Genomic DNA, 24,606 nt, shown 5'->3' on the forward strand with positions numbered 1-24,606 from the left:
TGCTTGATTCAACTTTGCCCTAGGGCTTCCCGCATCAGTTCATCTGCGGCATCAGCCATAGCCGATTCGCGGCCTTCGCCGAAAATCGGCTCCTTGCCGATATCGAGCATGACTGGGACGGCGAGCGGCGAAATTTGCGCCAGGGGCTGGTGGACGATGTGGTTGCGGATGCGGCGCAGCATGTCGCCGAGGCGCTCGATATCGAGCAGGCCGCGGGCGGCGTCGCGGCGTGTGGCCTGGATGAGGATGTGGTCGGGCTCGTGCTGGTAGAGCACGTCATAGATGAGGTCAGAGCTCATGGTGATCTGCCGGCCGGATTTCTCCTTGCCGGGATGGCGGCGCTCGATGAGGCCGGAGATGATGGCGCAGTTGCGGAAGGTGCGCTTCATCAGGGCGGATTCATCGAGCCAGGCTTCAAGATCGTCGCCCAGCATGTCCTCGGAGAAGAGGTCGTCGAGCGACAGCCTGTCGGTGCGGATCAGCGCCGAGAGATCGCCCAGGCCCCAGATGGCCAGGGCATATTCCGAAGCCACGAAGCCGAGCGGGCGGGCGCGGGCGCGCTCCAGCCGGCGGGTGAGCAGCATGCCGAGCGTCTGGTGGGCCAGGCGGCCTTCGAAGGGGTAGCAGACCAGGTAATTGTGGGCGCCGCGCGGGAAGGTTTCGACCAGCAGGCTGTCGCGTTTGGGCAGGACGGAGACGTCGCGCTGCAGGCGGAGCCACATCTCGACCTGGTCGGGCAGTTTCTTCCATTCGTCCGGACTATCCATGATGCGACGGACGCGCTCGGCCAGATAGGTCGAGAGCGGGAACTTGCCGCCCATATAGCTCGGAATTTTTGGATTGCTGGCCGGGGCGCGGGAGACGAAGGCCTCGTTGTCGCGCATGCCCTCGAAGGCGACGATTTCGCCGCCGAACATGAAGGTGTCGCCGGGCAGCAGCGTGCCGAAGAAATATTCCTCCATCTCGCCCAGCACGCGCCCGCCGGCCCCGATGGGGCTGTTGCTCTGGCCCTTCTTGAGGCCGCGCTGGCGGATGAGGCGGACGCGTACCATGGGTTCTTCGATGATGGTGCCGATATTGAGCCGGTATTGCTGGACCACCTGCGGATTGGCGACGCGCCACTTGCCGTCATCGGTGGGCTTGAGCCGGGCATAGCGCTCATAGGCGCGCAGGGCGTAGCCGCCGGTGGCGACGAAATCGAGCACGCGATAGAACTGCCCTCGTGGCAGGTCGCGATAGGGCCAGGCGTGGCGGATTTCGTCATAGAGGTCGTCGGCGGCAAAGGGGCCGGCACAGGCCATGCCGAGCACGTGCTGGGCGAGAACGTCATAGCCGCCCGAGACCGGGTCTTCGCTGTCCTGATGGTTTTCGGCGACGGCTTCGAGCGCGGCTTCGCATTCGAGCACTTCGAAACGGTTGGACGGGACCAGCACGGCCTTGGAGGGTTCGTCGAGCCGGTGATTGGCGCGGCCGATGCGCTGCAGCATGCGCGACGACCCTTTGGGGGCGCCGACCTGCACGACCAGATCGACATCGCCCCAGTCGATGCCGAGATCGAGCGTCGAGGTGCAGACCACGGCCTTGAGATTGCCGGCCACCATGGCGCTTTCCACCTTGCGGCGCTGCTCGACGGAGAGCGAGCCGTGATGCAGGGCGATGGGCAGCATGTCGTCATTGACGGCCCACAGGCCCTGAAACAGCATTTCGGCCTGGGATCGTGTGTTGACGAACAAGAGCGTGGTCTTGTGGCGCTTGATGACCTCGTAGAGGTCGCGATGGGCGTAATTGGCCGAATGCCCGGCCCAGGGCAGGACCTGCTCGGTTTCGAGAATTTCGAGGACGGGCGGGGCGCCGCCCGAGGCGGTCAGCAGATGGGTGGGCTTGTCCGGCACCGGCCTGGCGATCCAGTCGCGCAGCAGGTCGGGTCGGGCAACGGTGGCGCTGAGGGCGGTGATCTGGAGGTTTGGGGCAAGGCGGGTGATACGGGCGAGGGCCAGCGACAGAAGTTCGCCGCGCTTGGAGGTGACCAGAGCGTGCAGTTCATCGAGGACGATGCGGCGGAGCGAGCCGAAGAACAGGTCGGCATGGGGATGGCTGATGAGCAGGCAGAGCTGCTCGGGCGTGGTGAGCAGGATATTGGGCGGCTTGCTGCGCTGGCGGGCGCGCTTGGAGGCGGGCGTGTCGCCGGTGCGGGTTTCGGCTGATATCTTCAAACCCATTTCAAGAATGGGCGCGTTGAGATTGCGCTGCACGTCCACCGCCAGCGCCTTGAGCGGGGAAATGTAGAGCGTGTGGAGGCCGTCGAACGTGCCGTCGGCGAGGTCGGTGAGGGTAGGCAGAAAGCCGGCCAGAGTCTTGCCCGCGCCGGTGGGGGCGATGAGCAAAGCCGAGGCGCCGGCATGCCAGGAGGCGAGCACGTCGAGCTGATGCTGGCGGGGGGACCAGTGCTTGCGAGTGAACCAGTCTGATATGATGGGGTTGAGGGGAGAGTCTTTCATGGATACCCCCTCCTAGCCTCCCCCTGATAGGGGGAGGAATCCGGCCGGTGATTGGGGCAAGATGGTGCCAAAGCCCCGATGCGGCTCCTCCCCCTATCAGGGGGAGGTTGGGAGGGGGTATCCGCAAACCTAAAAACCACCAGCCGCACCTTCTGCAAATCGCCAAACACCCTATATGATCCCCCAGGACCACAACAGGGAGGCCTCTATGGCCGATCAACACCAGACCGAGACGCGGCGTTCCGGTATCGAGCGCTTCTTTGGCGGTCACCCGATCAATGTCATCATCAAGCTGGCCTTCATTTCGCTGCTGGTCGGCGTTTTCATGAGCGTTTTCGGGCTCGATGTGCAGGGGCTGGTGCGCGGCACGGTTATTCTGTTCCGTGAAGCCCTGCGCGACGGGTTCGGCGTGTTCCGCGACATTGGCGGCTATATCCTCACCGGGGCGGCCCTGGTCGTGCCGATCTGGCTGCTCATTCGCGTCAGCAAGAGAAGCTGATGGCGCCCGAGCGGCTGCATCTGACGCCGCAACAGGCGCTGTCGCGGCTGGTGCCGCATATTCTCGACATGGAGAGCCGGGCGCAGCATCGCATCGCCATTGGTCTGGCGGGCGGGCCGGGCGCCGGCAAGTCGACACTGGCGGCGGAGATGGTGACCATGCTCAATGCCGTTCATCCGGGCAGTGCGGCTCTGGTGCCGATGGATGGCTTCCATATGCGCCATGCCAAGCTCGAAGCCCTGGGGCAGGTGGACTACAAGGGCGCGCCGCATACATTCGAGGGCGCCGAATTCGTCAATTTCCTGCATCACCTCAAGGTGGCGACGTCTGCGGTCAGCGGGCCGGGATATTCGCGCAAGATCGAGGATGTGGTGGAGGACGATTTCACCGTCGGCCCGGAAGTGCGCGTGCTGGTGGTCGAGGGGAATTACCTGCTGCTGACCGAGGGGCCATGGGCGGGGGTGAAGCCGCTGCTGGATTATGCGGTGTTCGTGGATGTGCCGCGGGAAGTGGTGAAGGCGCGGCTGCTGAAGCGCCATGGCGAGGAAGGGTTGTTCACCGAGGAGCGTAACCGGGCGCATATCGAGCGGAATGATTTGCCGAATTATGATCTCGTGTGCCTGTCGCAGGATCGGGCGGATGTGGTGATTGCCATGGATGTGGAGGGGTAGGAAGGATACCCCCTCCTGACCTCCCCCTGAAAAGGGGGGAGGAATCCGCGCGGTGGGTGTTGCAGGATGGTGCCCCACGCGCCGCTCTCCCTTCTCCCCTTGTGGGAGAAGGTGCCCGAAGGGCGGATGAGGGGGCTGCGAGGCATCCGCAGATATTGAAGCATGGGCGAGCTCAGCCCCCTCACCCGCAATTTCCTCTGAACGAGGAAATTGCCCCGTCTCCCACAAGGGGCGAGGGGTGGTCCGGTGGGTGGGGTGAGCTATTGTGCCCAACAACCACCGCTCATTCCCGCGAAAGCGGGAACCTCCGTTTCCTTTCGCCGCATTGCCAACAGAGGTTCCCGCTTTCGCGGGAATGACCGCGTGGATAGGGTCAGGTTCCTCCCTGGTCCCGAGTCGCCTCCCATGTCTCCCCGTCCGCAATATCCCTTTACCGTGCGTCATGCCGATGTGTGGAAAATCGCTCTGCCCGCGTCGGTGGCTTTCATCACCGAGCCGCTGGTGGGCATTGTCGATATCACCGTCATCGGCAGGCTGGGCGATGCCGGGTTGCTGGGCGGGCTGGTGCTTGGCGCGCTGCTGTTCGATATCATCTTCTCGCTGGCCTATTTCCTGCGCATCGGCACGGCGGGTCTGACGGCGCAATCGGTGGGTGCGCGCGACAGCCGCGACGGCTTGCTGCATGTGAGCCGGGCCATCCTGCTCGGCGTGGGTATCGGCGGGCTGATGATTGCGCTGGGCGGGCCGATCCTGTTTCTGGCGACCTGGTTCCTGGCGCCGGAATCCGGGGCCTCGGCGGCTTTGGCGGACTATTTCCACTATCGCATCTGGTCGGCGCCATTCTCGCTGATCAACTACGCCTTGCTCGGCTGGTTCTATGGCAGGGCGGCGGCCAAGACCGGCATGATGCTGCAATTGCTGCTGCATGGCTGCGATATCGTGCTGTCGATCTGGTTCGTGCATGGGCTGGGCTGGGGCGTGCCGGGCGCGGCTGTTGGCACAGTGATCGGGCAGGCGGTGGCGGCGGCGGTGGGTCTGGGCCTGCTGCTGCGCCACTATGGCGGCCTGGGCGCCGTGCTGCGTCATATCGCGCCGGGCGAACTGATGGATGCGGTGGCGCTCAAGCGCATGTTCGGGCTGAGCCGCGACCTGATGATCCGTTCGGCCGCCTTGATGGGCGCCTATGCCTGGTTCGCCGCGCAGGGCTCGCGCATGGGCGAGGTGGCGCTGTCGGCCAATGCCGTGCTGCTGAACCTGTTGATGATCGTCGCCTATTTCCTCGATGGTATCGCCCAGGCGGCCGAGCAATTGACCGGCAAGGCGGTGGGCGCCAATTGGCGGCCGGCCTTCGACCAGGCCTATGGGCTGTCCATGCTGTGGGGGCTGGTCATTACCCTGACTCTGGGCCTGGCCTGGTATTTCGGCGGGCCCTGGGTCATCGGGCTGATGACCACCAATGCCGAAGTGCAGGCCTATGCGCTGACCTACCTGCCGATTGCGGCGCTCTGCACCGTCACCTTCATGCCGGCCTTCGTCTATGACGGCATTCTGGTCGGCACCACGCTCAACACCACGATGCGCAACGGCATGGTCGTGTCGCTGGTGGTGTTCCTGGTGGCGGCGCTGGCGCTGGAGCCGGTTTGGGGCAATTGGGGCCTGTGGGCCGCGATGCATTGCTGGTTCGTGGCGCGCGGCGGGATCTACTGGTGGGCCCTGGAACGGCGCAAGGCCGGGCTGTTCGCCTCTCCCATGGCTCAACAGACCTCATCCTGAGCTTGTCGAAAGACGAGGTCGTGGCACGATCTCGCCACGCCCTCGTGGTTCGACAGGCTCACCATGAGGGCTACGGATTCAACCCGCCCGCATGGCGGGGCTGCGGCTCTGGTTGGCGAGGCCGCTGATGGCGGCGCGCAGGGCGGCGGGCTTGACCGGCTTGGTGACGACGGCAATGCCGCGCTCCTCGGCGAGCGCGCGCACGGCGGGGCTGCGATCGGCGGTGACCAGGGCGGCGGGCAGGTGGCCGCCGACATTGTGGCGCAACCACTCGATGGCATCGAGTCCCGATGTCTGGTCGAGGTGGTAATCCATCAGCACGAGATCGGGATACCAGCCTTCGAGCAGGCGTTCGCGGTCGATCTGTTTCAGCGAGAGGGCGGAGCGCACATCGCAGCCCCAATGGCGTAGCAGGCCCTCCATGGCCTCGATGATGGCGCGCTCATTGTCGACGCAGAGCACCTTGAGATCGAGCGTGCCGAAACTGGTTTCGGCCGGGGCGGGGTTGGCCTCCGGCGTGGCGCGGACGGTGCGGGTGGCGGGCAGGAACAGCGAAAACCGCGAGCCGCTGCCCTCGCGGCTGTCGAGCTCGAGCGTGAGGCCCAGCGCGGTCACCAGGCGCTGTACGATGGAAAGGCCCAGGCCCAGGCCCTGCGCCATGCGGGCGCCGCGTTCGAGCCGGGAGAATTCGGCGAAGAGCAGCCGGTGCTGGTCCTTGTTGAAGCCGATGCCGGTATCGATCACGTCAAGCCTGATGCGGTTGCCGCGATGGCGCAGGCCCACCAGCACCTTGCCGCCGGGCTGGGTATATTTGATGGCGTTGGAGACCAGGTTCTGCACGATGCGGCCGACCAGCATGCGGTCCACCAATACGGTGGCGTCGGTGGCCACGATGCGCAGCGAAATGTTGCGCTCGCGCGCCATGGGGCCGAATTCGACCTCGATCTTCTTGAGCAGGTCACGCCCGGCCACCGCCGCTGGCGCCGGCTTGAGCGCGCCGCTGTCGATGCGCGAAATATCGAGCAGGGCGCCCATAATGTCTTCGACGGCGGTGAGCGAGGCTTCGATGGAATTGGCCAGATCGGCCAGCCCGGTGGATTTGGCGCGCTCGATCAGCGTCGAGGTATAGAGGCGCGCGGCGTTGAGCGGCTGCAGCAGGTCGTGGCTGGCGGCGGCGAGGAACCGCGTCTTGTCGTGATTGGAGGCGTCGGCCTTGGCGCGGGCGCTTTCGAGCTCGGCATTGACCCGGGTCAGCGCCGCGGTGCGTTCCTCCACCCGCTCTTCCAGCGACTGGTTCATGCCGGCCAGTTCGCCCTCGGCCCGCACCCGCGCGGTGACATCGGAAAAGCTGATGACGAGACCCCCGTCGGGCAGGCGGCTCGAATGGAATTCCAGCACCTGCCCGCCACTGCCCAGCCGCTGGGTCACCGTGGTCGGCGCCGCCGTGAGCAGGTTGATGCGTTCGATGGCCAGCCGCGCCGCGTCGCCCTCGCCCAGATCGCCCCGATCTCCCAGGAACAGCGCGATATCGAACAGCGGCGTGCCCGGCCGGGTCAGCGGCATGGGCAAAGCCAGCAGCGTGTTGTAGCGGCTGTTTGATGTGACCAGGTGCAGCCTGGCATCGAACACGGCAATGCCCTGCGGAATGTGGTCTATCGCCTGCCTGAGGCTGCTGGCGCTGTCATGTCGGTGGGCGGACATATCGATTGCGATCCTGGGGCTTGGGGGCGCGCGGGAACTATCGGCTCGCCATCAAACCTGCGCAAGACCGACTCTGGACCCATTGCATTTACTTGCAAGCTAAGGAATTCTCGACACCCGCCGGTCGCGCGGGCCGTCTTGGGAAGGGCGGATCACCAGAAGAGGGTTAGGCCATGTTCAAGGAATTTCGTGATTTCGCCATCAAGGGCAACATGATCGATCTCGCCATCGGCGTGATCATCGGCGCTGCCTTCGGGGCCATCGTCTCCTCCATCGTCGATGATATCTTCATGCCGATCATCGGGCTCATCATCGGCGGCATCGATTTTTCCAACCTGTTCGTCGTGCTGTCCAATCCCGGCGAAGTGCCGGTGCCCTCGCTCGCCGCTGCCAAGGCCGCTGGTGTGGCCACGCTCAATATCGGCCTGTTCATCAATGCCGTGGTCAAGTTCACCATCATCGCCTTCGTGCTGTTCATGGTGGTCAAGGCCATCAACAGCATGAAGCGCCAGGCCGCCACCGAGCCGGTCGCCGAAACCCCGGCCCCGAGCAAGGAAGAAGTCCTGCTCACCGAAATCCGCGACGCACTGCGCGCCAATCCGCGCTGATCGCTCGAAAAGCCGGCCTTGCAGGGCCGGTTTTTCTTTGTCGGAGATATAGGATAAAAGTCCGTTGACAAAGCAGAGATAGGCAAATAGACCTAGTATCTAGGTGCTATATCCTACGTGTTGTCCATGTCGGACGGCGCGAACACTTAGCGCAAACTACCGCTGCGATTCACCGAGGGGGCGTGTCGCGGGCCTGTCACATGCGGGCCGGCGATGGCGAAGGCTTGCCGCCCGATGGTCGCGCTTGAGCGAAACTTGTCAGGGCAGAGGCAATATGAGCGACCAGATTTACTATCATTCCTTCCTCAACCGCGACCGGCTGATCCATGTCGTGGATGCCGACCCGGCCACCTGCGAGGCACTGAGCGTGCTGTTCCGCCTCGAAGGGTTCCAGACCACTTTCTCGCTGGAAGCGGCCCATTTCATCGTCAGCCTCGAGCGACGGCGGCCCGATATCGTCGTGCTCAACCTGCGCGTGGGCGAGGAAAGCGGGCTGACGCTGCTGCGCCGCGTCAAGGCGCTCCGCACCGGCACGCCGGTCTTCATGCTGGCCGATACGCCCCAGCTCGAAGCGGCGGTGACGGCCATGAAGCTGGGCGCTTCCGACGTCATCTCCAAGCCCATCGATACCGAGCATCTGCTGACCGTGATCCGCGACGCCCTGCGCCGCGACATCCATTTAGGCGCCATGCAGGGCGGCAGCCGACCGGTGGAAGTGCGTGGCTTTTCCCAGCTTACCCCGCGCGAGCGCGAAGTGCTGCAGCTCATCACCAACGGCCAATCCAACAAGGAAGCCGGCCGCGAACTGGGCATTTCCCCGCGCACGATAGAAGTGCATCGGGCACGGGTGATGGAAAAGCTGGGGGCCAGGAATACCGCGGACCTGATGCGGATCGTGCTGACGAGCTGAGCGGGGTAGGGGTGGCCTTGTCCACGAGGTCATTCCCGCGCAGGCGGGAATCCACGCTATGGAGAGCCCTGTAAGAATGGATTCCCGCCTGCGCAGGAATGACGCTGCCAAGCCAAAGCGTCCGGAATGAACGGGAATGGTGCGGGTACACCTCAATCTCCGCATGCCCTAGGATAGTGCCAGTCGGCTTGATTGGAGATGGCGCCAGTGGGGTGGGAAACGCTCGGGCTTTGGGGCGAGGACGCGGTTCGTATCGAGCCGCTGACCGGTGGATCGTCCAGCGACGTGTGGAGCCTGCGCGTGCAGGGCAGGCGCGCGGTTGGCCGCCTCGGAACCAGAAGCGATGCCGACCTCGCCTGGGAAGCCGGGTTGATGCAATATCTCGACCGGGCGGGCCTCAGCGTACCGATGCCGATCCCGACAAGGGATGGAAGGCTGTTCGCCGACGGCCTGACTGTGATGACCTATATGGAGGGCGGGCCGCCCCGAACGGCAGGTGAATGGCGCCGCGTGGCCGATGTGCTGCGCCAGGTGCACCGGCTGACACAGGACTGGCCGCAGCGTCCCGGCTGGCGCTCGTCGACCGAATTGCTGCATGAGGAAACCGGGACGCGGATCGACCTCGGGGCAATGCCGCCGGGGGCCGCCGAGCGATGCCGGGCAGCCTGGGCGCGGCTCGCCGGGCGCCCGACCTGCGTCGTCCACGGCAATCCGGACAATCCCGGCAATATCCGCATGACGGCAGAGCGGGTCGCGCTGATCGACTGGGACGAGTCCCACCGCGACGTGCCCGACCTCGACCTGGTGCTGCCCCACAACGCCGCCGGTCTTGAGGGAGAGGCGCATGACATCGCCGCCCAAGCCTCGGCCGCCTGGGAAGCCGCGGTTTGCTGGGGCGACGACTACGCCATCAAGCGCCTCGCCGAAGTTCGGGCCGTGTGAGGGTAGGGGGTGCAGCGCTCTGCGGTGTGCGAGGGGCTGCAGGCCCGAAAGCTGGCATCCCGTTCGCTCAATCGCACATGGCACGCGCCGACGCCGAACCCGGCGTATATGGCCGCCAGCTGAGCCAGATCGTCATCCGTGCGAAAGATGAAATTATGAGGCTTGAAAGCAAGCTCGCTAGTTGCATGAGGAATATCTTACCCCCATCCCATCAGGCGCGGGCCATACATAAGCATGAATATGACGATCAGCGCGGCGATCGCAATCGGGCCACGTGCAGTTGCCTTGAAGATTTTCCCAAGCTCAACGCTCAGGTGATCACGATTATCTGGGGGAGGGGGCAACTGCGGGACCGTCATGGCACACCTTTTCATTAAGAAAAAGATGCGCTGCTCGCTGCTCCGCATTGCTCCATGATTCGGTCGGGGACGCAAGTAGGTGTGCTGCGAAAAACTCGTAATCTAGGGGCTCGACTCGGAGGATGTCATTTTTGTCTCCCCTCTATTTTGAAGGTTGTCTAATATAAGTTTTTGATGTTGTTGAGGTTTTCTGTTCTGAGGGGGCAGAGAATATTATTTTGAACCCAAGTAGATAGCCTTTGTAGCGCGAACAGCGAGCCGTCCGAGCCACAAGATGTTCGTGTGTGCCTGCTGATCGTCAGATTTTTTCCTTGTGGCGCGATGCTTTTTCGCGATTGCCGCAAGTCTGCATGCTGCACCAACGCCGCTTTCCGCCTCGTGACGTGTCGAGGAAAAGCCAGCCGCACCGAGGGCACGCATGCAGCCTCTCGCGAGGGAGAACGAAGTACGCCTCGATCGAGATGCTGGCCAGAGAAGCGACAATGGCCTGGGCGTCGTCGAAGCGCACGATTTGCGGTGGGCGCTCGCTTTGGGTCAGCTTGAGTCGGCCTCCTTTCAAAAGCCCTTTCGACGCCCGCTCGAACAGCAGGCCCAGTCCTTCCGTTGACGGCGGTTTTCCGGCAGCGAGTGCATTGAAAACCGAAAAGGATGCCTCTCGCAGTTCCCGGACGCTTCCCAGAAAATCAGGGGCAGGGATGTCCGAAACCGCTTTCGCCTGAACCCCCGTGGCCAGTCCGGCGAAATGAAGCCAGTGTCCGATATCCCGTGGGGAGTTCAACAAATCATTGTCGGCATGGGGCGCGTGCCGGGTGAAGACGGTGTTGGTGAGGTCGATCCCCGGATGGCCGCCGATGAAATGTTCGGGCGTCCAGATGGTATCCAGTCTATTCGACATCGAACCTAACCATATAAAGGCAGTTATCCGGTTGCCTAAAGGCTAACCGCTATATTAGGTTTAACCGGTTTTTATGGCCAGGGATAGCAGTCGAGGAGGCCCATGCAGACCGTGGAGAAGCCCAGACATCACACGATCGATATCGATGGCGTCGATCTGTTTTACCGAACAGCGGGGCAGCGTGGCGCACCGGGACTGCTGCTTCTGCATGGCCAGCCGTGCTCGTCGTTCTATTTCCGTAACGTGATCGGCCCGCTATCGGACGTCGCGCACGTCGTCGCCCCGGACCTGCCGGGCTTCGGCTTTACGGAAGCGCCCGAGGACTATCCGTACACCTTCGACGCCATGGCCGAGACCATAGACGCGTTGTTGGCCGAAATTGGCATGGATCGGTTCTTTCTCTACGTGCATGACTTCGGTTCTGCCGTCGCCTACGCCCTGGCGAGGAAATATCCCGACCGTGTGCTCGGGCTGATCATTCAGAACGGAAACGCCCATGACGAGGGCCTTGGCGAGCCCTGGAACCTCGTGAAGTCCTATTGGGCCGACCCTTCGCCCGAAAACCTGGCGAAAATGCCTGAATGGCTGAATTACGAAGGTGTCAAGCACACCTATGTCGGCGATATTCCGGAACGCTTGGTGCCGCTTGTGGCGCCGGACGGTTGGCATCTCGACTGGGAACGCATGAGCCAACCGGGACGCATTGATATGCAGCTCCGCATTTTTTCCGATTACGGCTCTCACGCTGCCAGTTTCCCCGCTTGCGCAGTCTACCATCGCGACCATCAACCCCGCGCGCTGCTTCTTTGGGGCCGCCATGACCCCTACTATAATATTGCTGAAGCGGATGCCTATGCCCGGGATATTGACCGGATCGACATGCACTTCTTCGACGGCACTCATCTGCTGCTGGAGACGCATCACGAGGAATGCGCGCGCATGATGCGCAATTTCATTGTGGAGGTAGGGATGTCCTGACGTCCGCTTCTCATAAGTTTCTGCGCAAAGACGACATCCCGTTTTCCACCTCACAGGCGCCGGTCAGGCGACCCATCGCGTCGTTGGACAGTTGCCAACCATAGGCGGACGTGAATAGTCAGGTACATTAGACTGTCCGATCATTCGCTAACCTGTGGAGCGCGCCACGAATATGCAGCAGTCGGAGTTCAATATCGCCGAACTCACCGCATTGTTGCCTTGGCAGGAATACAATTTCCCGGCCCGGAACATATTGGTCGTGAGCGGCATTCTGGGCGCATTCGTCGTCGTGGCCTGGCTCATTGAGCGTGGATCGGTCTCGAATTACGCCTTTGGCTTCCTGGCGATAGTAATTCTTGTGCCGGCAGCCCTGTTTTATGTCCAGGGTTCCACGCGGGGAAACTGGTTGATCTATCCCGTGGGCATGGATCGCGACGGTATCGTCGGGCCTGGAATGTGGGGCACGACGTATATCCCTTGGTCCCAAGTAATAGCTGTCGCGCATGTGTCTGGAATTGTTGGGGGAGCAATCAGGCCCATTCAACCTCAACTGGTCATTTACAAGCGCCGAGGATTTGCCTCGCGACTGTCTCTCCCGCATTTGAGCGACGAAGAGCAAGAACAGTTGTTCTCGGTGTTGGCGGGACTTTCCGTTCTTCGCGGCTTCAGGCTGGTCCTCAGCCACACGCCCGAGGGGCAGCGCTGGCTCAAGCAGGCACCTTGGCTTTGATCTGATTGGCTGCTGTGCGTCGTGCGCCAATTGGTGCTTTGCCGAGGACCGGCGCTAGAGCCCGTTTTTGCTGCGTGAACTGACTGCCAGTTTCTCCACCAGTTCAGCAGGAATGGGCTTGCTTGCCGAGAATGTAATGCCGGTCTTGCTTGCCTTGAGTGTCAAGGACGCAATCTCGTCGGCATGGGCGGCAATGGCGCCCGGATCGACATATAGGCCGCATTGTTTGCTGAAGGCGGCATAGCCCGCGATGATCGTTTCGCCGATCTGAAATCCGGGCATGTCGTATTTGATGACTTCCCTGGCGTCCGGGAGTGCGCGGGAAAGCTGCGCACGAAGTTGACCCAACACGGCGCGAAACTGCTCGGGTGCGGCGGCTATATAGGCGTCATGACTGGCTTTCGACATGTCGTGAGTATGGCCTTCGGCGTGGTCCGGCTCAAGGGCGGGTTAGCGCTCTCCCGCACTCCGCGGGCGTGGTCGGCAATCGACCCCATTGTGGACATCAGCCGGTTGTCTGATGCTCCCGAAGCTGCTGCGGGTGATTGGAAGGAGTCGTGCTTATGACTGAAGCTGTGGTCAATCTTGATGCACTGTCCCTCAAACCCGACACCATTGGCACGCGCTTCGCCAACGAATACGCGGAGATTGGGACGGCTCTCGGCCTCAAGGCGCTGGGGGCGAATTATCTCGTCGTTCCGCCCGGCAAGACCTCCATGCCGTTCCATCGGCACCACATCTCCGACGAGATGTTCTTCATTCTTTCGGGGAGTGGCGTGTATCGCTTCGGCGAGGAACGCATTCCGGTGCGGGCAGGCGATTGCCTCGGGGCGCCTGCCGCCGGGGCGGCCCATCAGCTCATCAATACGGGCAGCGAGCCGCTGCGCTACCTGGCGCTGTCCAACAATACCAATGCCGAGGTGATCGAATATCCGGATAGCGGCCGCGTCCGCGTGGATGTCGGTCTGTCGGGGTTTCACCGTTATGATGGCACTTTCAAGCAAGGCGGCAAGCTGTCGCCGCTCGGCTATTGGGAAGGCGAGGATATCGACGGCGCGGATGACGTCTGAGGCCGGCGCCGTTTAGCGGGATAGATCGCGAACCGGGCGAACGTGATCCTCAAACGGCACGTGTCGTCGCTGGAAGGTGGCGCCTTCCTTGACCGCCGGCCGGCTGACAGGGGTGGACTGCGCTATCGTCTCGGCTCGTACCGTAGCGCTATGGCGCCCGAGCTGAGTTCCTTGCGATCGACGAGCTTCAGCTCGACATATTTGGAGAGCCCGGCGAACGGGGTAGGCCCGTGGCCGGCAAGTCTGGGCTGCACCACGAATTCGTACTCGTCGATCAGGCCCAGCTCCGCCAGCGCCAGCGGGAGCTGCACGCCGCCGGTGAACAGCGCCTTGCCGGGCTGCTGCTTGAGCTTCTGTACCGCCTCGCCCAGGTCGCCGCGCACGAGTTCGGCGTTCCAGTCGACCCGGTCGAGCGTGCTTGAAACGACGTGTTTCTCCATCGCGTCGATGGTGCGGGCGAACGGCTCGGTCCAGTCGGGCGGTGTCATGGTCCGCGTTTCCAGCCGCCATGCAGCTTCCATCATCTGGTAGGTGACGCGACCAAAGAGCAGGGCGTCGGCCCGGGCGATGGTCTCGGTGGCGTGGCGATGCGTGGCGCGCAGTTGCTCCTGCAGCAGGGCCGCGTCGGCTGGTCCGGCATTGTGGTCGACGCAGCCGTCGAGCGTGACATTGATGGAGTAGAGGAGGGGGCGCATTAGGGTTGTTGCTCCTGTGTTGCGCGGGCCGCTATGGCCAGCTCGAAGCGTTGTAGCTGGCTGGTCAGTCCGGCGATGGCGCCGCGTGTCATTTCGGGATCCGGGTGACGATCGGCGGTGAGGATCATGCGCACGCGCCCGGCCTCGGCATGCAGCTCGACCAGCATGTCGTAGGGATAGGACTCGACGCCGGGGACGAAGTCGATGTCGAAGCGAATCCGCAGGCGCCGATGAGGCACGATCTCGATGAATCGAGCGCTCACCCACGCCGTCGGCGGCCTGTTGAGTTTCGCCATATAGGCGATCTCCTCGGCGCCCACCGCGGTCATCACGTGATCGAAGGCACCGCCGACCCGCAGCTCGAGGACCGAGACCTCGAAGCGCATGCCCTCGGGCGCGAACCATGCCTCGAGCCCTTCCCTGGTGGTCCACAGCGCCCAGACATCCTCGATCGAGGCGTCATAGACGCGCTCGAAGCTGATACTATCAGCCCCTGTCCCGCTGGCCTGTACCATCATTTCTTCCTCTCGCTCTGCCGTCGCGCCAGGGCGGCGTCGAAGCGATCGAGCCGGCCCTCCCAAAGCCTGCGATAGCCCTGAACCCAGTCGTCGACCGCCCGGAACGGCTCGGGCCGGAGCGAATAGAGGCGCCTCGCCCCATCCGGCCGCATGGTGACGAAGCCGGCTTCGCCCAGGATACGCAGGTGGCGCGAAACGCCGGACTGATCGATATCGACAGCGCGAACCAGGTCGCCCACGGCCTGCTCGCCTTCTGCCAGCGCCGCGACGATGCGGAACCGCGTCGGGTCGGCCAATGTCTGGAATACGTTTTGTTGCATCATCATGCATATGTATATAGATGCATATTCAAGGTCAAGCCGGTTCCGCGCCGGGGCGCCGCGCTATCGCTGGGCCCGATGGTTTGCGACGGTAGCGACAGGCCCTATGGTCGCTCTTCCCGGCTGCCGATAAAGCCATTAATGTTCCCCCGCTGGATGGGGGATTCCATGTCGAAAATCTTGATCATCGCGCCGCTGCTTGCGGTGCTGAGTGGCGGTGCCGTGCTGGCGCAGGATAGGCCGGCCGCGCCGGCTTTCGACTGGACCGGCTTCTACCTGGGCATTCAGGGCGGCTATCAGGGCGGAGAGACCCGTGTTACCGAATTCTTTTCGGCAACGGGACTGCCGACGGGCTATACCCCCCACGCCGATATGGATGGGTTCACCGGCGGCGGCCATATCGGCTATATCTACCAGACCGGCTTCGTGGTGCTCGGCGTAGAGGCCGATGCCGAACTCACCAATATTACCGGCAGGCACACAACCGCTTCGAGTATTTTCGAGACCACCCAGCAGTGGCAAGCCTCATTGCGGGCGCGGCTGGGCCTGACGGCAGCCGACAGGCTGTTGATCTATGCCACCGGGGGCCTGGCGGTAACCGGGTTCGACAATGCCGGCAATTATTTGCCGGGTCCCTTTACAAAGGAATGGAACGGTATCGCCGCCGGCGGAACGATCGGCCTTGGGGCCGAATATGCCATTACAGATCATGTGAGCCTGCGCGGCGAATATCGTTATAGCGATTTCGGCAGCTTCGATTTCGACTGGCTCAATATCGGCGGCTTCGGCATAGACGCGCATTATGAGCAGACGCTCAGGACGCATTCGGTCAGGGCGGGGCTGAGCTACCGGTTCTGAAGGGGAGCACGCGGCGCGGGGCTGCGCTCCCCACGCAACCCCACCCGCCCCCTGTCTTTCATGTCGGAACACGTCTCCCTCGTTCGTCGTAGAGATGAATGTGAGGAGAACCACCATGACTGTTACCTACACTTTCGACGTCTTCATGAGCCTCGATGGCTTCGGCTCCGTCAGTCGCGGTTGGGGCGGGTATTGGGGCAAGCAGGGGCCTGAACTGCTCGCGCACCGGCTTGCTTTGTACAATCAGGAGCAGTGGATGGTGCTGGGTGCCCATACCTATCGGGCCTTTGCGCAAATGCTGGCCGAGAGCAGCGGGGAATCAGAGGTGCACGACGCCTGGGTGACGCGGATGCGGCACCTGCCGGCAATAGTGGTGTCGAACACGCTGGACGAGCCGCTCGACTGGCCGGATGCGACCCTCGCCAGGGGCGACGCAGTCGAGGTTGTTGCCCGCCTCAAGGAAGAATCCAGTGTGCCGTTGCGCTCGCATGGCAGCCTGTCGATGAACCGGGCGCTGATGAAAGCAGGGCTGGTGGATCGGGTTCAGGTGACGCTGTTTCCGGTGATTACCGGCGAGACCGGAACGGAGCCAATTTTCGGCGGCGCTGCCGACTTCGACCTCGAACTGCTCGAGCAGCGGACGCTCGACGGCCGCACGCAGCAGTTGATCTACCGACCCAGCCTGCATGCCTGATTTGCGGATGGCCTGACACCGGGCAGTCCGTCTCGCACAGCAAGAACGGTCAAAGGCGAACACTGAATCTCCGATAGGCTTTTGGCGATCGTATCGTTTGCCACAGGGGGCCTTGCGGCATTGCGCTGTGCTGGCTGGGGATTTTTGCATGATTAACTGCTCATCCGCTGTTTTCGCCGCGACCGGGGCCGCCTCGTCCCGTCGCGTATTGCTCTGCGGCATTTCTGCGCTGGCACTGGCGCTGGTTTGCATAGCGCCGACCCCGGTTCTGGCACAGATGATCACCCAGGGTGGGGGTAATGGTGGTGACCCTGGCAACCTAGGTAAATCTGGCCCAGGAGGTATTGCAGGCGGCGGCGGTGGCGGCGGCGGTTATGGGGGGGCCGGGGGCTCGGCCGCAACTGTTCCTGGTGGCTCGGCATTGGCAGGTGGTACAGCAATAGGCGCCGGCGGCGCGCCAGGCTCTCCCAATGGCCTTGCCGCAGGCGGCGGCGGCGGTGGCGCCGGCCGCTTGGGCGGCGTCAACACCCCGGGAGATGGCGGAAACGGTGGCGGAAATCCATCTGATCCCGGACTGAACGGAATCCCCGGTGCTGGCGCAGCCAACGTCGGTGGCGGCGGCGGTGGCGGTGGCGCAGGCGGGACGATCATCGACGGAATGAGCGCCGTTCTGGCACCGGCGGCGGGTGGCAATGGCGGCAATGGCGGTGCCGGCAGCATGACCGGCGGTGGCGGTGGCGGCGGCGTGGGGGTGGTACTGCTCAACGGCGCCGGCTTCACACTCTCTACCACAACGCTCGGTGCCGGGATCATCTCGGGCGGCGATGGCGGTGACGGCTACACCGGCGGCGGTAGCGGCGCCGGCATGTTCCTTTATGATGGCGGCACCCTGTCTCACGAGGCCGGCACCATCACCGGTGGTTCTGGCGGAGATGCACCAGGCACGATAGCCGGCGGTGGCGGCACTGGCGTCCTCAGCAATAACGGTGTCATCGACAATCAAGCGACTATCACCGGCGGACAGGGTGGTGCCGGCAGCAGTGGAGGTGCGGGCGGCGCCGGCATCGAGGCCTGGGGTGGCAGCATCATCAATGCCACCACCATTGTCGGCGGCAATGGCGGTGCTAGTTCCTATGGTGGTGGTTTTGGCTATGGCGGTGCGGGCATTGTCTTCAGGGACGGTCAAACCGCGATCGTGACCAATAGCGGCACCATAAGCGGCGGTAATGGCGGCGGCGGTGGCGCCGGTATTTTCGGCGCTACGACGGGCGGCATCACTATCGTCAATGGCGGTGTCATCAATGGCGGCCTGGCAGACAGCGGCAACCAAGCTGAAGCCGTTATCTTCGGCGGGAATGACAACCGGCTGGAACTGCTCAGTGGTTACAGTTTCGTTGGCAATGTCGTGGCGGGCGGCGGCACGGGCAATGTGCTGGCGCTGGGCGGCGCGGTGAATGCCGGTTTCGACCTTTCGCAGATTGGCGCTGCGGCGCTGTTCCAGGGCTTTACCGAGTTCGAGAAGGCTGGCACCGGCACCTGGACGCTGACCGGCACCAGCGCCTTTACCGGTCCGACCAGCGTCAATGAAGGCACATTGCTGGTCAACGGCGACCTCTCATTGTCGGCGGTGACGGTCAATAGCGGCGGCATTCTGGGTGGCAATGGCGTGCTGGGAGATGTGACGATCGCCTCGGGTGGGACCCTGGCGCCGGGCAATTCCATCGACACCATCCATGCCGGTGCGCTGCGCTATGGCGCCGGCGCCATCCACGAGGTGGAACTGGCCGATAGCGGCAACACGGCCGGCACCGACAGTGACCTGACCATTGCCAGCGGCGTGGTCAATATCGACATCGGCGCCATCCTGCATGTCACGCCGGAAAACGGCACCGATGACGGCAAGACCTATACGCCCGGCCTCACCTATACGATCATCACCTCGACGAGCGGTGCCGCCACCGGGGTCGCCGGCACGTTCGGAACGGTGGCGGACGACTATCTCTATCTCGATTTCACCGACAGCTACGATAGCCACAACGTCTATCTGACCAGCCATATTCCCGGCGCGACGACCTTCTGTCTGGCCGGCTTCACCGTCAACCAGTGTGCGGCGGCCGAGGGGACGCAATCCGTGGGGTCAGGAGCTTTGTTCAACGCCATCGTCAACCTGACTGACAAGGATGTGGCCGGCGCCGCCTTCGACGCGCTTTCGGGCGAAATCCATGCCTCGGGCCAGGCGGTGCTGATCGATGGCAGCCACTTCGTTTCCGACGCGGTAAACGATCGTATCAGGGCCAGCTTCGCGGCCCTGGGGCAGCAGGATGCGCCTGTTCTGGCCTATGCCGGCACGGGCGGCAATATGGCGAGCTCGGCCATTGGCGGGGCGCTGGTCCCCACGCCGGCCGAGCGCTTCGCGGCCTGGGGCTCCGCTTTCGGGGGCTGGGGCCATCGCAATAGCGATGGCAATGCCGCCGGACTGGACAGCGCCACCGGCGGCATGGTGGCCGGCATTGACGGCCTGGTCACCGACACCGCGCTTCTGGGTGTAGTGGCTGGCTATACCCGTTCCGGCTTCGACGCCGCCGACCGGGCGTCATCGGGCCATGCCGACACCTATTATCTGGGCGCCTATGGCGGCACCGAGATCGGCGCGCTCGGTATCAGGGGCGGGGCGAGCTATGGCTGGAGCCATATCGACACGACGCGCAATGTCGCCTTCCCCGGCTTTACCGACACGTTGACTGCCGGCTACGGCGCCGGCCTGTTCCAGGCCTTCGGCGAAGTGAGCTATCGCTTCGACACCCCGGCCGCCAGCTTCGAGCCCTTCGCCAACCTCACCCATGTGAGCCTGCATACCGACGGCTATACCGAAACAGGCGGCGCCGCGGCCCTGACGAGCGCCGGCCAGACCACCAATACCACATTCGCGACATTGGGCCTGCGGGCCTCGACGGCGTTCGAACTCGGCGACATCGCGGCGAAGGCGCATGGCACGCTGGGCTGGCAACATGCTTTCGGCGATACCGTGCCGACCGCGACCCATGCGCTGGCCGGCGGCGACGCGTTTTCGGTCGCGGGTTCGCCCATCGCCCGGGACGCCGCCATGGTCGAAGCCGGTCTCGATTTCACCCTGGCGCCCAATGCCACGCTGGGATTTTCGTATAATGGCCGGTTCGGTGGCGGCGCTTACGAGAACGGCGCAAGGGCCAGTCTCAGCGTCAAGTTCTGAGCCACCTGGTGCGGCTTACAGGCGTTCGAAGGTCTGGGACAGGTCAGGCTCCCAGCCGGCGCCCTCGCGCGACATCTCGCCCGTGCTGACCATTCTTGCGCCATGGGGCTCAATGGCGAAGGTCATGCGCTGCGAGAATTTGGGGTCCATGCGCTGCATGGCAAAGCCGTTTTCGCCAAGGGTGACGTCATACTTGCGGGAGACACCGCGCTCGTCGAAATAGCTGATGAAGAGGGTGCCGGCCGCGTCATCGCTGCCGATAATGGCAATGCCGTCGGGAAACCGCAGGTCATCGACCTCGGATCGCCAGACGACAAATGCGCCGCCGTCCTGCCACGCGAATGAAATCCGGCCGTGCAAGGTGACGCCGGGCATGGCCGGATGCGTTCCCGTGGTGCGCCATTGCCCGATGATCCGCTCGAAGAATTTGAGCTGCGGATTGGCGATATTGGCCTTGGCGCCGATGTCATCTGCCATGATGCGTCCTTCCAGGCTCAGAGCGTGCCGCCGCCCTCTTCGAGGTCGAGCAATTGTTCGAGCGGCTGGCGCTTGCGGATGAGCGTGAGTGCGCCGCCATCGAGCATGACTTCGGGGGCGAGGGGGCGCGTATTGTAGTTCGAGGACATGGCGGCGCCATAGGCGCCGGTGTCGCGCAGGATGGCCAGGTCGCCAACTGCGGGCAGCGGCAGGTCGCGGAATTCGACATAGCCGCCATCCTTCTGGGTGAAGACGTCGCCGGATTCGCAGAGCGGGCCGGCCACGGCCAGGGGATGGGTGGGGCCGGCCACCGGCACGCCGGATGGCGTGACGAAGCAGATATCGTGGTGGCTGCCATAGATGATGGGGCGGGCGAGGTCGCTGAAGCCGGCATCGATGAGCACGAAATGCTTGTCGGCCACCTGCTTGACCGCGCGGACTTCGGCCACCAGCAGGCCGGCATTGCCCACGAGATAGCGCCCGGGCTCCAGTTCGAGCCGGATCGGGCCGCCGGTGATGCGCTCGGCTTCGCGCCGCGTCTCGTTCCAGGCCGCGTGATATTCGGCAATGTCGATCTCGGGTTCGCCGTCGCGGTAGGGCACCGAAAGGCCGCCGCCCGCCGAAATGGCTTCGAGCGGCCGATTGGCGCGCCGCACCATGTCCAGCATGCTGTCGCAGACGCGATGCAGGTGACCATAGTCGACGCCCGAGCCGATATGCATGTGCAGGCCGACCAAGGTGAGGCCGAATTCATCGACCAGCCGCAGGCTGTCCTCGAATTCCTCGTGCCAGATGCCATGCTTGCTCGAGGGCCCGCCGGTATTGGTCTTGCGGTTGTGGCCATGGCCGAAACCCGGATTGAGCCTGAGCCAGACCGGGTGGCCCCTTTTGGCGTGGCCGACCTGGCGCACCATGTCGGGCGAGCCGCAATTGACCGGAATGCCCAATTCGACCACGCGGGCCAGCGTCGCTTCGTCGATGATATCGGCGGTGAAGACGATCTCGTTCCTGTCAGTGCCCGGCTCATAGCCGGCGCGCAGAGCGCGTTCGATCTCGCCGAGCGAGACGGCGTCGACCATGACGCCCATGGCGCGCAGCAGGCGCAGGATATGTGTATTGCTGTTGGCCTTCTGCGCATAGCGAACGCAATCGAAGGCCGACACCTGTGCCACCCGCTGGCGGATCGGTTCGGCCTCGTAGAGCCAGAGCGGCGTGCCGACGCCCTGGGCGGATTTCAGCGCGGCCTGGATCAGGTCCGGCCGCAAGGATTGGGGTCTGGTCACGAACAGTCTTCCGTCGGGTAATGGCCGAAGGTGTTTAGGCTATTCCCGGCGGGAGGGGAACCGGGCGGAGGGCGTCAACGCGCGGGCACCTCCAGTAAAGGCAGCAGCAGCTCGGGCATGCCGACTATTGTCGTCTCCGGCGGCTGGTCAGCGCGCAATTCAAGATAGAGCCGCATCGCATGGGTGAGGCCCGCCGCCACCGATTGCGTGCCATGGGTGGCCACGGTGGGCAGGAGCGCCTGGGCAATGCCGGCCTGTTCGAGCTTGCGCACGCCGCGCTGCGGCCGTCCGGCGCGCCGATGCAGCATGGGGCCGAGGACCGCGTCGCGGAAGAAGGCGATCGTGCCGATGGCCTCGAACAACTCACCCCGCTGCAGCTTCACGGCGGCATAATGCAGCCAGGTCCAGGCGCGATCCTCGAACCATTGGGGCGCCCTGTCCGGCCAGGCGATGCGGGCCCTGTCGAGGGCGCCGGAAACCGCCGCCGCGTCCCGCGCCCACAGGATCAGCGGGCGTTCGACGAGCCTGGTCAGGTCGGACAGGATGACGAATTTCAGGTCGACATGCAGCAGCTCAGGCCCATAGAGGCAGATGAGCAGGCGAGGCTCGCCCACATGTTCGCCGGTGAAGGCGGCGAGCAGGCCGCCCTGGTCACGGGCGATGTCGCCCCGTTCGGCCATGACCTGGGCATAGACGTCGTCCCTTACGACGAGCACCAGGTCGATGTCGGAAAAGGCGTCGAAGCCGCCATGCACCATCGATCCGCCGGCAAGGACGGCATCGAAGCGTGGGTCCTTGGCGAGCTTTTTAATCAGCGCATCGAGGAAGGTGGCATGCAGGGAAGGCAGGTTGCTGGTCATTCGATTCTCCAAGCCAGCAGTTCAGGTTATGGCGAACCCACCATTCGTGCAACTTACCCCCGATGGTGTGCCGCGCAGGGGCGCAATTGGCGATCCTGGCCGCTGGCGCCGATGTCCTGTGCCATGCTGTGCCCGCAGGCTACTCGGACGGGATGCGGCCGAGGCCGATTTCGTTGCCGTCGGGGTCGTAATACATGACCTTGCGCACGCCTTCGGCCGGGATTTCCTCCTGGCCGAAGCTGAGGCCGCGCTCGGAAATCTGCTCAATGACAGCTTCGAGGTCGCTGCTCATGATGGTCTGGATCGCGCCGCCGGCCCGCTCCACATCCACGATGATGTAGATCCAGCGATGCTCGGCAATGGCCCAGACCGCCTCGGTCTCATTGGGAAAGAAGCTGGGCTTGGCGCCGAACAGGCGCTGATACCAGTCAAGGGACGTCTGGAAGTTGCTGACGGGAATGCCCGAAAACATCTCCGTTCCCGTACCGCCAAGGATGAATTGATCGTCCGCCATGGGTCACACTCCGTCTGCTGTGATCAGAATGACGGATGAACCCGGCCTGTTCCGACAGTAGCCCTTATGGTGACCATAGCTCCACTCACGCGACCTCGTGGTTCGACAAGCTCACCATGAGGTCTCTGAGGTGTTGGCTAGCCGCCGATGGTCGGCAGGGTCAGGTCGCCGGAGGTCAGCTTGCTGGCCGTGATCTTGGCATCGGCCGGCTCGCGCGGCAGCTCGAGGCTGGTCCAGACGCTAACCAAAGCATGGCGCAGGGCGAAGATCATCTCGTCGGTATGGAGCGGCGTCGGCGTGATGCGCAGGCGCTCGGTACCCTTGGGGACGGTCGGGTAGTTGATGGGCTGGATATAGATATTGTGCTTGTCGAGCAGCATGTCGCTGGCCGCCTTGACGGCGCGGGCATCGCCCACGATCAGCGGCACGATATGGGTCTCGGTCTCCATGACCGGCAGGCCGGCATCGGCCAGGATCGCCTTGGTGAGACGGGCCTGGCGCTGGTGCATCATGCGCTCGTGGCTCGAGCCCTTGAGATGCTCGATCGAGGCGCGGGCTGCCGCGCAGAGGGCCGGGGGCAGGGAGGTGGTGAAGATGAATTCGGGCGCATAGGAGCGCACGGCATCGACAATGGCCCGGTTGGCGGTGATGTAGCCGCCCATCGTGCCGAAGCCCTTGGCCAGGGTCCCCTCGATGATGTCGATCCGGTCCATCAGGCCTTCGCGCTCGGCAATACCGCCGCCGCGCTCGCCATACATGCCCACGGCATGGACTTCGTCGATATAGGTCAGCGCGCCGAATTCCTCGGCCAGGTCGCAGATTTCCTTGATGGGGGCGACGTCGCCATCCATGGAATAGACCGATTCAAAGCAGATCAGCTTGGGGCGCTTGCGGTCGGTCGCGGCGAGCAGGTCGCGCAGATGGGCCACGTCATTGTGGCGGAAGATGACCTTCTGCATGCCCGACTGGCGCACGCCCTGGATCATCGAAGCGTGGTTGAGCTGGTCGGAGAAGATGATGCCATCGGGCAGCAGGCGGCCAATGGTGGAAATGGCCGCTTCGTTGGAAACGAAGCCCGAGGTGAAGACCAGGGCCGCTTCCTTGCGGTGCAGGTCGGCAAGCGAACGCTCGAGCTCGACCAGCGGGCGATTGGTGCCCGAAATATTGCGGGTGCCGCCCGAGCCGACACCCAGCTTGCTGGCGGTGTCCTGCATGGCACCGATCACCTTGGCGTGTTGGCCCATGCCGAGATAATCGTTGGAGCACCAGATGGTGATGTCGCGCATATTGTCGGCATCGTCGCGATAGATGGCGCGGGGAAACTGGCCCGCCACCCGCTCGAGATCGGCAAAGACGCGATAGCGCTTTTCTGCCCGCAGCGTATCCACTGCATCTTCGAATATGCCGCGATAGTCCATCGAAACGTCCTTTTGTCCTGCCGTCGGCGGGTAAGGTCGCGCCGGCGAACAAGTCATAACTAGGTTGGAGCCATCTGCATTGACATAGGTCAATTCGACGCGCGCC

The 24,606-nt window shown here is 63.6% G+C and carries 24 protein-coding genes; 12 read left to right on the forward strand and 12 right to left on the reverse strand.

Going from position 1 to position 24,606, the window contains the following annotated elements:
- Window positions 1-8 precede the first annotated feature (8 nt).
- Window positions 9-2,498, reverse strand: coding sequence for a ligase-associated DNA damage response DEXH box helicase (locus FPZ08_RS21520; protein WP_146292745.1), 2,490 nt, complete (start codon window positions 2,496-2,498; stop codon window positions 9-11).
- Window positions 2,499-2,706: 208 nt separating this feature from the next.
- Here FPZ08_RS21520 and FPZ08_RS21525 point away from each other — a divergent pair, with 208 nt between their 5' ends.
- The 3 genes from FPZ08_RS21525 (at window position 2,707) to FPZ08_RS21535 (ending at window position 5,441) form a co-directional block, all read left to right on the forward strand.
- Window positions 2,707-2,997, forward strand: a complete 291-nt coding sequence (locus FPZ08_RS21525; RefSeq protein WP_146292747.1) for a DUF6460 domain-containing protein — start codon at window positions 2,707-2,709, stop codon at window positions 2,995-2,997.
- Window positions 2,997-3,668 carry a nucleoside/nucleotide kinase family protein gene (locus FPZ08_RS21530; protein ID WP_146292749.1) on the forward strand — a complete coding sequence of 224 codons (672 nt, stop codon included), beginning with the start codon at window positions 2,997-2,999 and terminating at the stop codon, window positions 3,666-3,668. Before FPZ08_RS21525 ends, FPZ08_RS21530 begins: the two co-directional genes overlap by 1 nt.
- Before the next feature lie 405 nt (window positions 3,669-4,073).
- Window positions 4,074-5,441 carry an MATE family efflux transporter gene (locus FPZ08_RS21535; protein ID WP_146292750.1) on the forward strand — a complete coding sequence of 456 codons (1,368 nt, stop codon included), beginning with the start codon at window positions 4,074-4,076 and terminating at the stop codon, window positions 5,439-5,441.
- 78 nt (window positions 5,442-5,519) lie between these two features.
- On the opposite strand, the gene FPZ08_RS21540 is transcribed toward FPZ08_RS21535, so the two are convergent.
- Window positions 5,520-7,142, reverse strand: a complete 1,623-nt coding sequence (locus tag FPZ08_RS21540; RefSeq protein ID WP_146292752.1) for an ATP-binding response regulator — start codon at window positions 7,140-7,142, stop codon at window positions 5,520-5,522.
- Between the two features lie 173 nt (window positions 7,143-7,315).
- Here FPZ08_RS21540 and mscL point away from each other — a divergent pair, with 173 nt between their 5' ends.
- From mscL to FPZ08_RS21555, 3 genes are all read left to right on the forward strand, one after another.
- A complete protein-coding gene (gene mscL, locus FPZ08_RS21545) occupies window positions 7,316-7,750 on the forward strand; it encodes a large conductance mechanosensitive channel protein MscL (protein ID WP_146292753.1) in 435 nt (144 codons plus the stop codon).
- A 274-nt stretch (window positions 7,751-8,024) separates the two neighbouring features.
- Window positions 8,025-8,660, forward strand: coding sequence for a response regulator transcription factor (locus tag FPZ08_RS21550; protein ID WP_146292755.1), 636 nt, complete (start codon window positions 8,025-8,027; stop codon window positions 8,658-8,660).
- A gap of 207 nt (window positions 8,661-8,867) precedes the next feature.
- On the forward strand, window positions 8,868-9,602 hold the full coding sequence (locus FPZ08_RS21555) for a phosphotransferase enzyme family protein (RefSeq protein ID WP_146292756.1): 735 nt from the start codon (window positions 8,868-8,870) through the stop codon (window positions 9,600-9,602).
- Between the two features lie 657 nt (window positions 9,603-10,259).
- On the opposite strand, the gene FPZ08_RS21565 is transcribed toward FPZ08_RS21555, so the two are convergent.
- Window positions 10,260-10,856, reverse strand: coding sequence for a CGNR zinc finger domain-containing protein (locus FPZ08_RS21565; RefSeq protein WP_146292758.1), 597 nt, complete (start codon window positions 10,854-10,856; stop codon window positions 10,260-10,262).
- Between the two features lie 102 nt (window positions 10,857-10,958).
- Between FPZ08_RS21565 and FPZ08_RS21570 the strand changes: the two genes are divergently transcribed.
- Window positions 10,959-11,834, forward strand: a complete 876-nt coding sequence (locus FPZ08_RS21570) for an alpha/beta fold hydrolase (protein WP_146292759.1) — start codon at window positions 10,959-10,961, stop codon at window positions 11,832-11,834.
- A 172-nt stretch (window positions 11,835-12,006) separates the two neighbouring features.
- Window positions 12,007-12,564, forward strand: coding sequence for a hypothetical protein (locus FPZ08_RS21575; protein WP_146292761.1), 558 nt, complete (start codon window positions 12,007-12,009; stop codon window positions 12,562-12,564).
- 54 nt (window positions 12,565-12,618) lie between these two features.
- On the opposite strand, the gene FPZ08_RS21580 is transcribed toward FPZ08_RS21575, so the two are convergent.
- Window positions 12,619-12,972, reverse strand: coding sequence for an iron chaperone (locus FPZ08_RS21580; protein WP_146292763.1), 354 nt, complete (start codon window positions 12,970-12,972; stop codon window positions 12,619-12,621).
- 155 nt (window positions 12,973-13,127) lie between these two features.
- On the opposite strand from FPZ08_RS21580, the gene FPZ08_RS21585 reads away from it, so the two are divergent.
- Window positions 13,128-13,634 carry a cupin domain-containing protein gene (locus tag FPZ08_RS21585; RefSeq protein ID WP_146292765.1) on the forward strand — a complete coding sequence of 169 codons (507 nt, stop codon included), beginning with the start codon at window positions 13,128-13,130 and terminating at the stop codon, window positions 13,632-13,634.
- A gap of 122 nt (window positions 13,635-13,756) precedes the next feature.
- On the opposite strand, the gene FPZ08_RS21595 is transcribed toward FPZ08_RS21585, so the two are convergent.
- The 3 genes from FPZ08_RS21595 to FPZ08_RS21605 are packed head-to-tail and all read right to left on the reverse strand — an operon-like array spanning window position 13,757 to window position 15,170.
- Complete coding sequence (locus tag FPZ08_RS21595; protein ID WP_146292767.1) at window positions 13,757-14,329, reverse strand: dihydrofolate reductase family protein; 573 nt, start codon at window positions 14,327-14,329, stop codon at window positions 13,757-13,759.
- Window positions 14,329-14,847: an SRPBCC family protein gene (locus FPZ08_RS21600; RefSeq protein WP_246132755.1), complete on the reverse strand. Its 519-nt coding sequence runs from the start codon at window positions 14,845-14,847 to the stop codon at window positions 14,329-14,331. The genes FPZ08_RS21595 and FPZ08_RS21600 overlap by 1 nt, the downstream gene beginning before the upstream one ends.
- Window positions 14,844-15,170, reverse strand: coding sequence for an ArsR/SmtB family transcription factor (locus tag FPZ08_RS21605; protein ID WP_246132756.1), 327 nt, complete (start codon window positions 15,168-15,170; stop codon window positions 14,844-14,846). Before FPZ08_RS21605 ends, FPZ08_RS21600 begins: the two co-directional genes overlap by 4 nt.
- 165 nt (window positions 15,171-15,335) lie before the next feature.
- Between FPZ08_RS21605 and FPZ08_RS21610 the strand changes: the two genes are divergently transcribed.
- The 3 genes from FPZ08_RS21610 (at window position 15,336) to FPZ08_RS21625 (ending at window position 19,948) form a co-directional block, all read left to right on the forward strand.
- Window positions 15,336-16,025, forward strand: coding sequence for an outer membrane protein (locus FPZ08_RS21610; RefSeq protein WP_186767131.1), 690 nt, complete (start codon window positions 15,336-15,338; stop codon window positions 16,023-16,025).
- A gap of 115 nt (window positions 16,026-16,140) precedes the next feature.
- Window positions 16,141-16,719 carry a dihydrofolate reductase family protein gene (locus FPZ08_RS21615; protein ID WP_146292775.1) on the forward strand — a complete coding sequence of 193 codons (579 nt, stop codon included), beginning with the start codon at window positions 16,141-16,143 and terminating at the stop codon, window positions 16,717-16,719.
- A gap of 658 nt (window positions 16,720-17,377) precedes the next feature.
- On the forward strand, window positions 17,378-19,948 hold the full coding sequence (locus FPZ08_RS21625) for an autotransporter outer membrane beta-barrel domain-containing protein (protein WP_146292777.1): 2,571 nt from the start codon (window positions 17,378-17,380) through the stop codon (window positions 19,946-19,948).
- Window positions 19,949-19,963: 15 nt separating this feature from the next.
- On the opposite strand, the gene FPZ08_RS21630 is transcribed toward FPZ08_RS21625, so the two are convergent.
- The 5 genes from FPZ08_RS21630 to hemA all read right to left on the reverse strand — a co-directional run bounded on the left by FPZ08_RS21630 (window position 19,964) and on the right by hemA (window position 24,500).
- Window positions 19,964-20,425: a hypothetical protein gene (locus tag FPZ08_RS21630; RefSeq protein ID WP_146292779.1), complete on the reverse strand. Its 462-nt coding sequence runs from the start codon at window positions 20,423-20,425 to the stop codon at window positions 19,964-19,966.
- 17 nt (window positions 20,426-20,442) lie between these two features.
- Window positions 20,443-21,708: a diaminopimelate decarboxylase gene (lysA, locus tag FPZ08_RS21635; RefSeq protein ID WP_246132757.1), complete on the reverse strand. Its 1,266-nt coding sequence runs from the start codon at window positions 21,706-21,708 to the stop codon at window positions 20,443-20,445.
- A 74-nt stretch (window positions 21,709-21,782) separates the two neighbouring features.
- Window positions 21,783-22,568: a nucleotidyltransferase domain-containing protein gene (locus FPZ08_RS21640; RefSeq protein ID WP_146292781.1), complete on the reverse strand. Its 786-nt coding sequence runs from the start codon at window positions 22,566-22,568 to the stop codon at window positions 21,783-21,785.
- A 139-nt stretch (window positions 22,569-22,707) separates the two neighbouring features.
- Window positions 22,708-23,082, reverse strand: a complete 375-nt coding sequence (locus FPZ08_RS21645) for a VOC family protein (RefSeq protein WP_146292783.1) — start codon at window positions 23,080-23,082, stop codon at window positions 22,708-22,710.
- A gap of 137 nt (window positions 23,083-23,219) precedes the next feature.
- Window positions 23,220-24,500, reverse strand: coding sequence for a 5-aminolevulinate synthase (gene hemA / locus FPZ08_RS21650; RefSeq protein WP_146293401.1), 1,281 nt, complete (start codon window positions 24,498-24,500; stop codon window positions 23,220-23,222).
- Window positions 24,501-24,606 lie beyond the last annotated feature (106 nt).

It is taken from the genome of Devosia ginsengisoli, assembly GCF_007859655.1.
In the GTDB taxonomy this organism is placed as follows: domain Bacteria; phylum Pseudomonadota; class Alphaproteobacteria; order Rhizobiales; family Devosiaceae; genus Devosia; species Devosia ginsengisoli.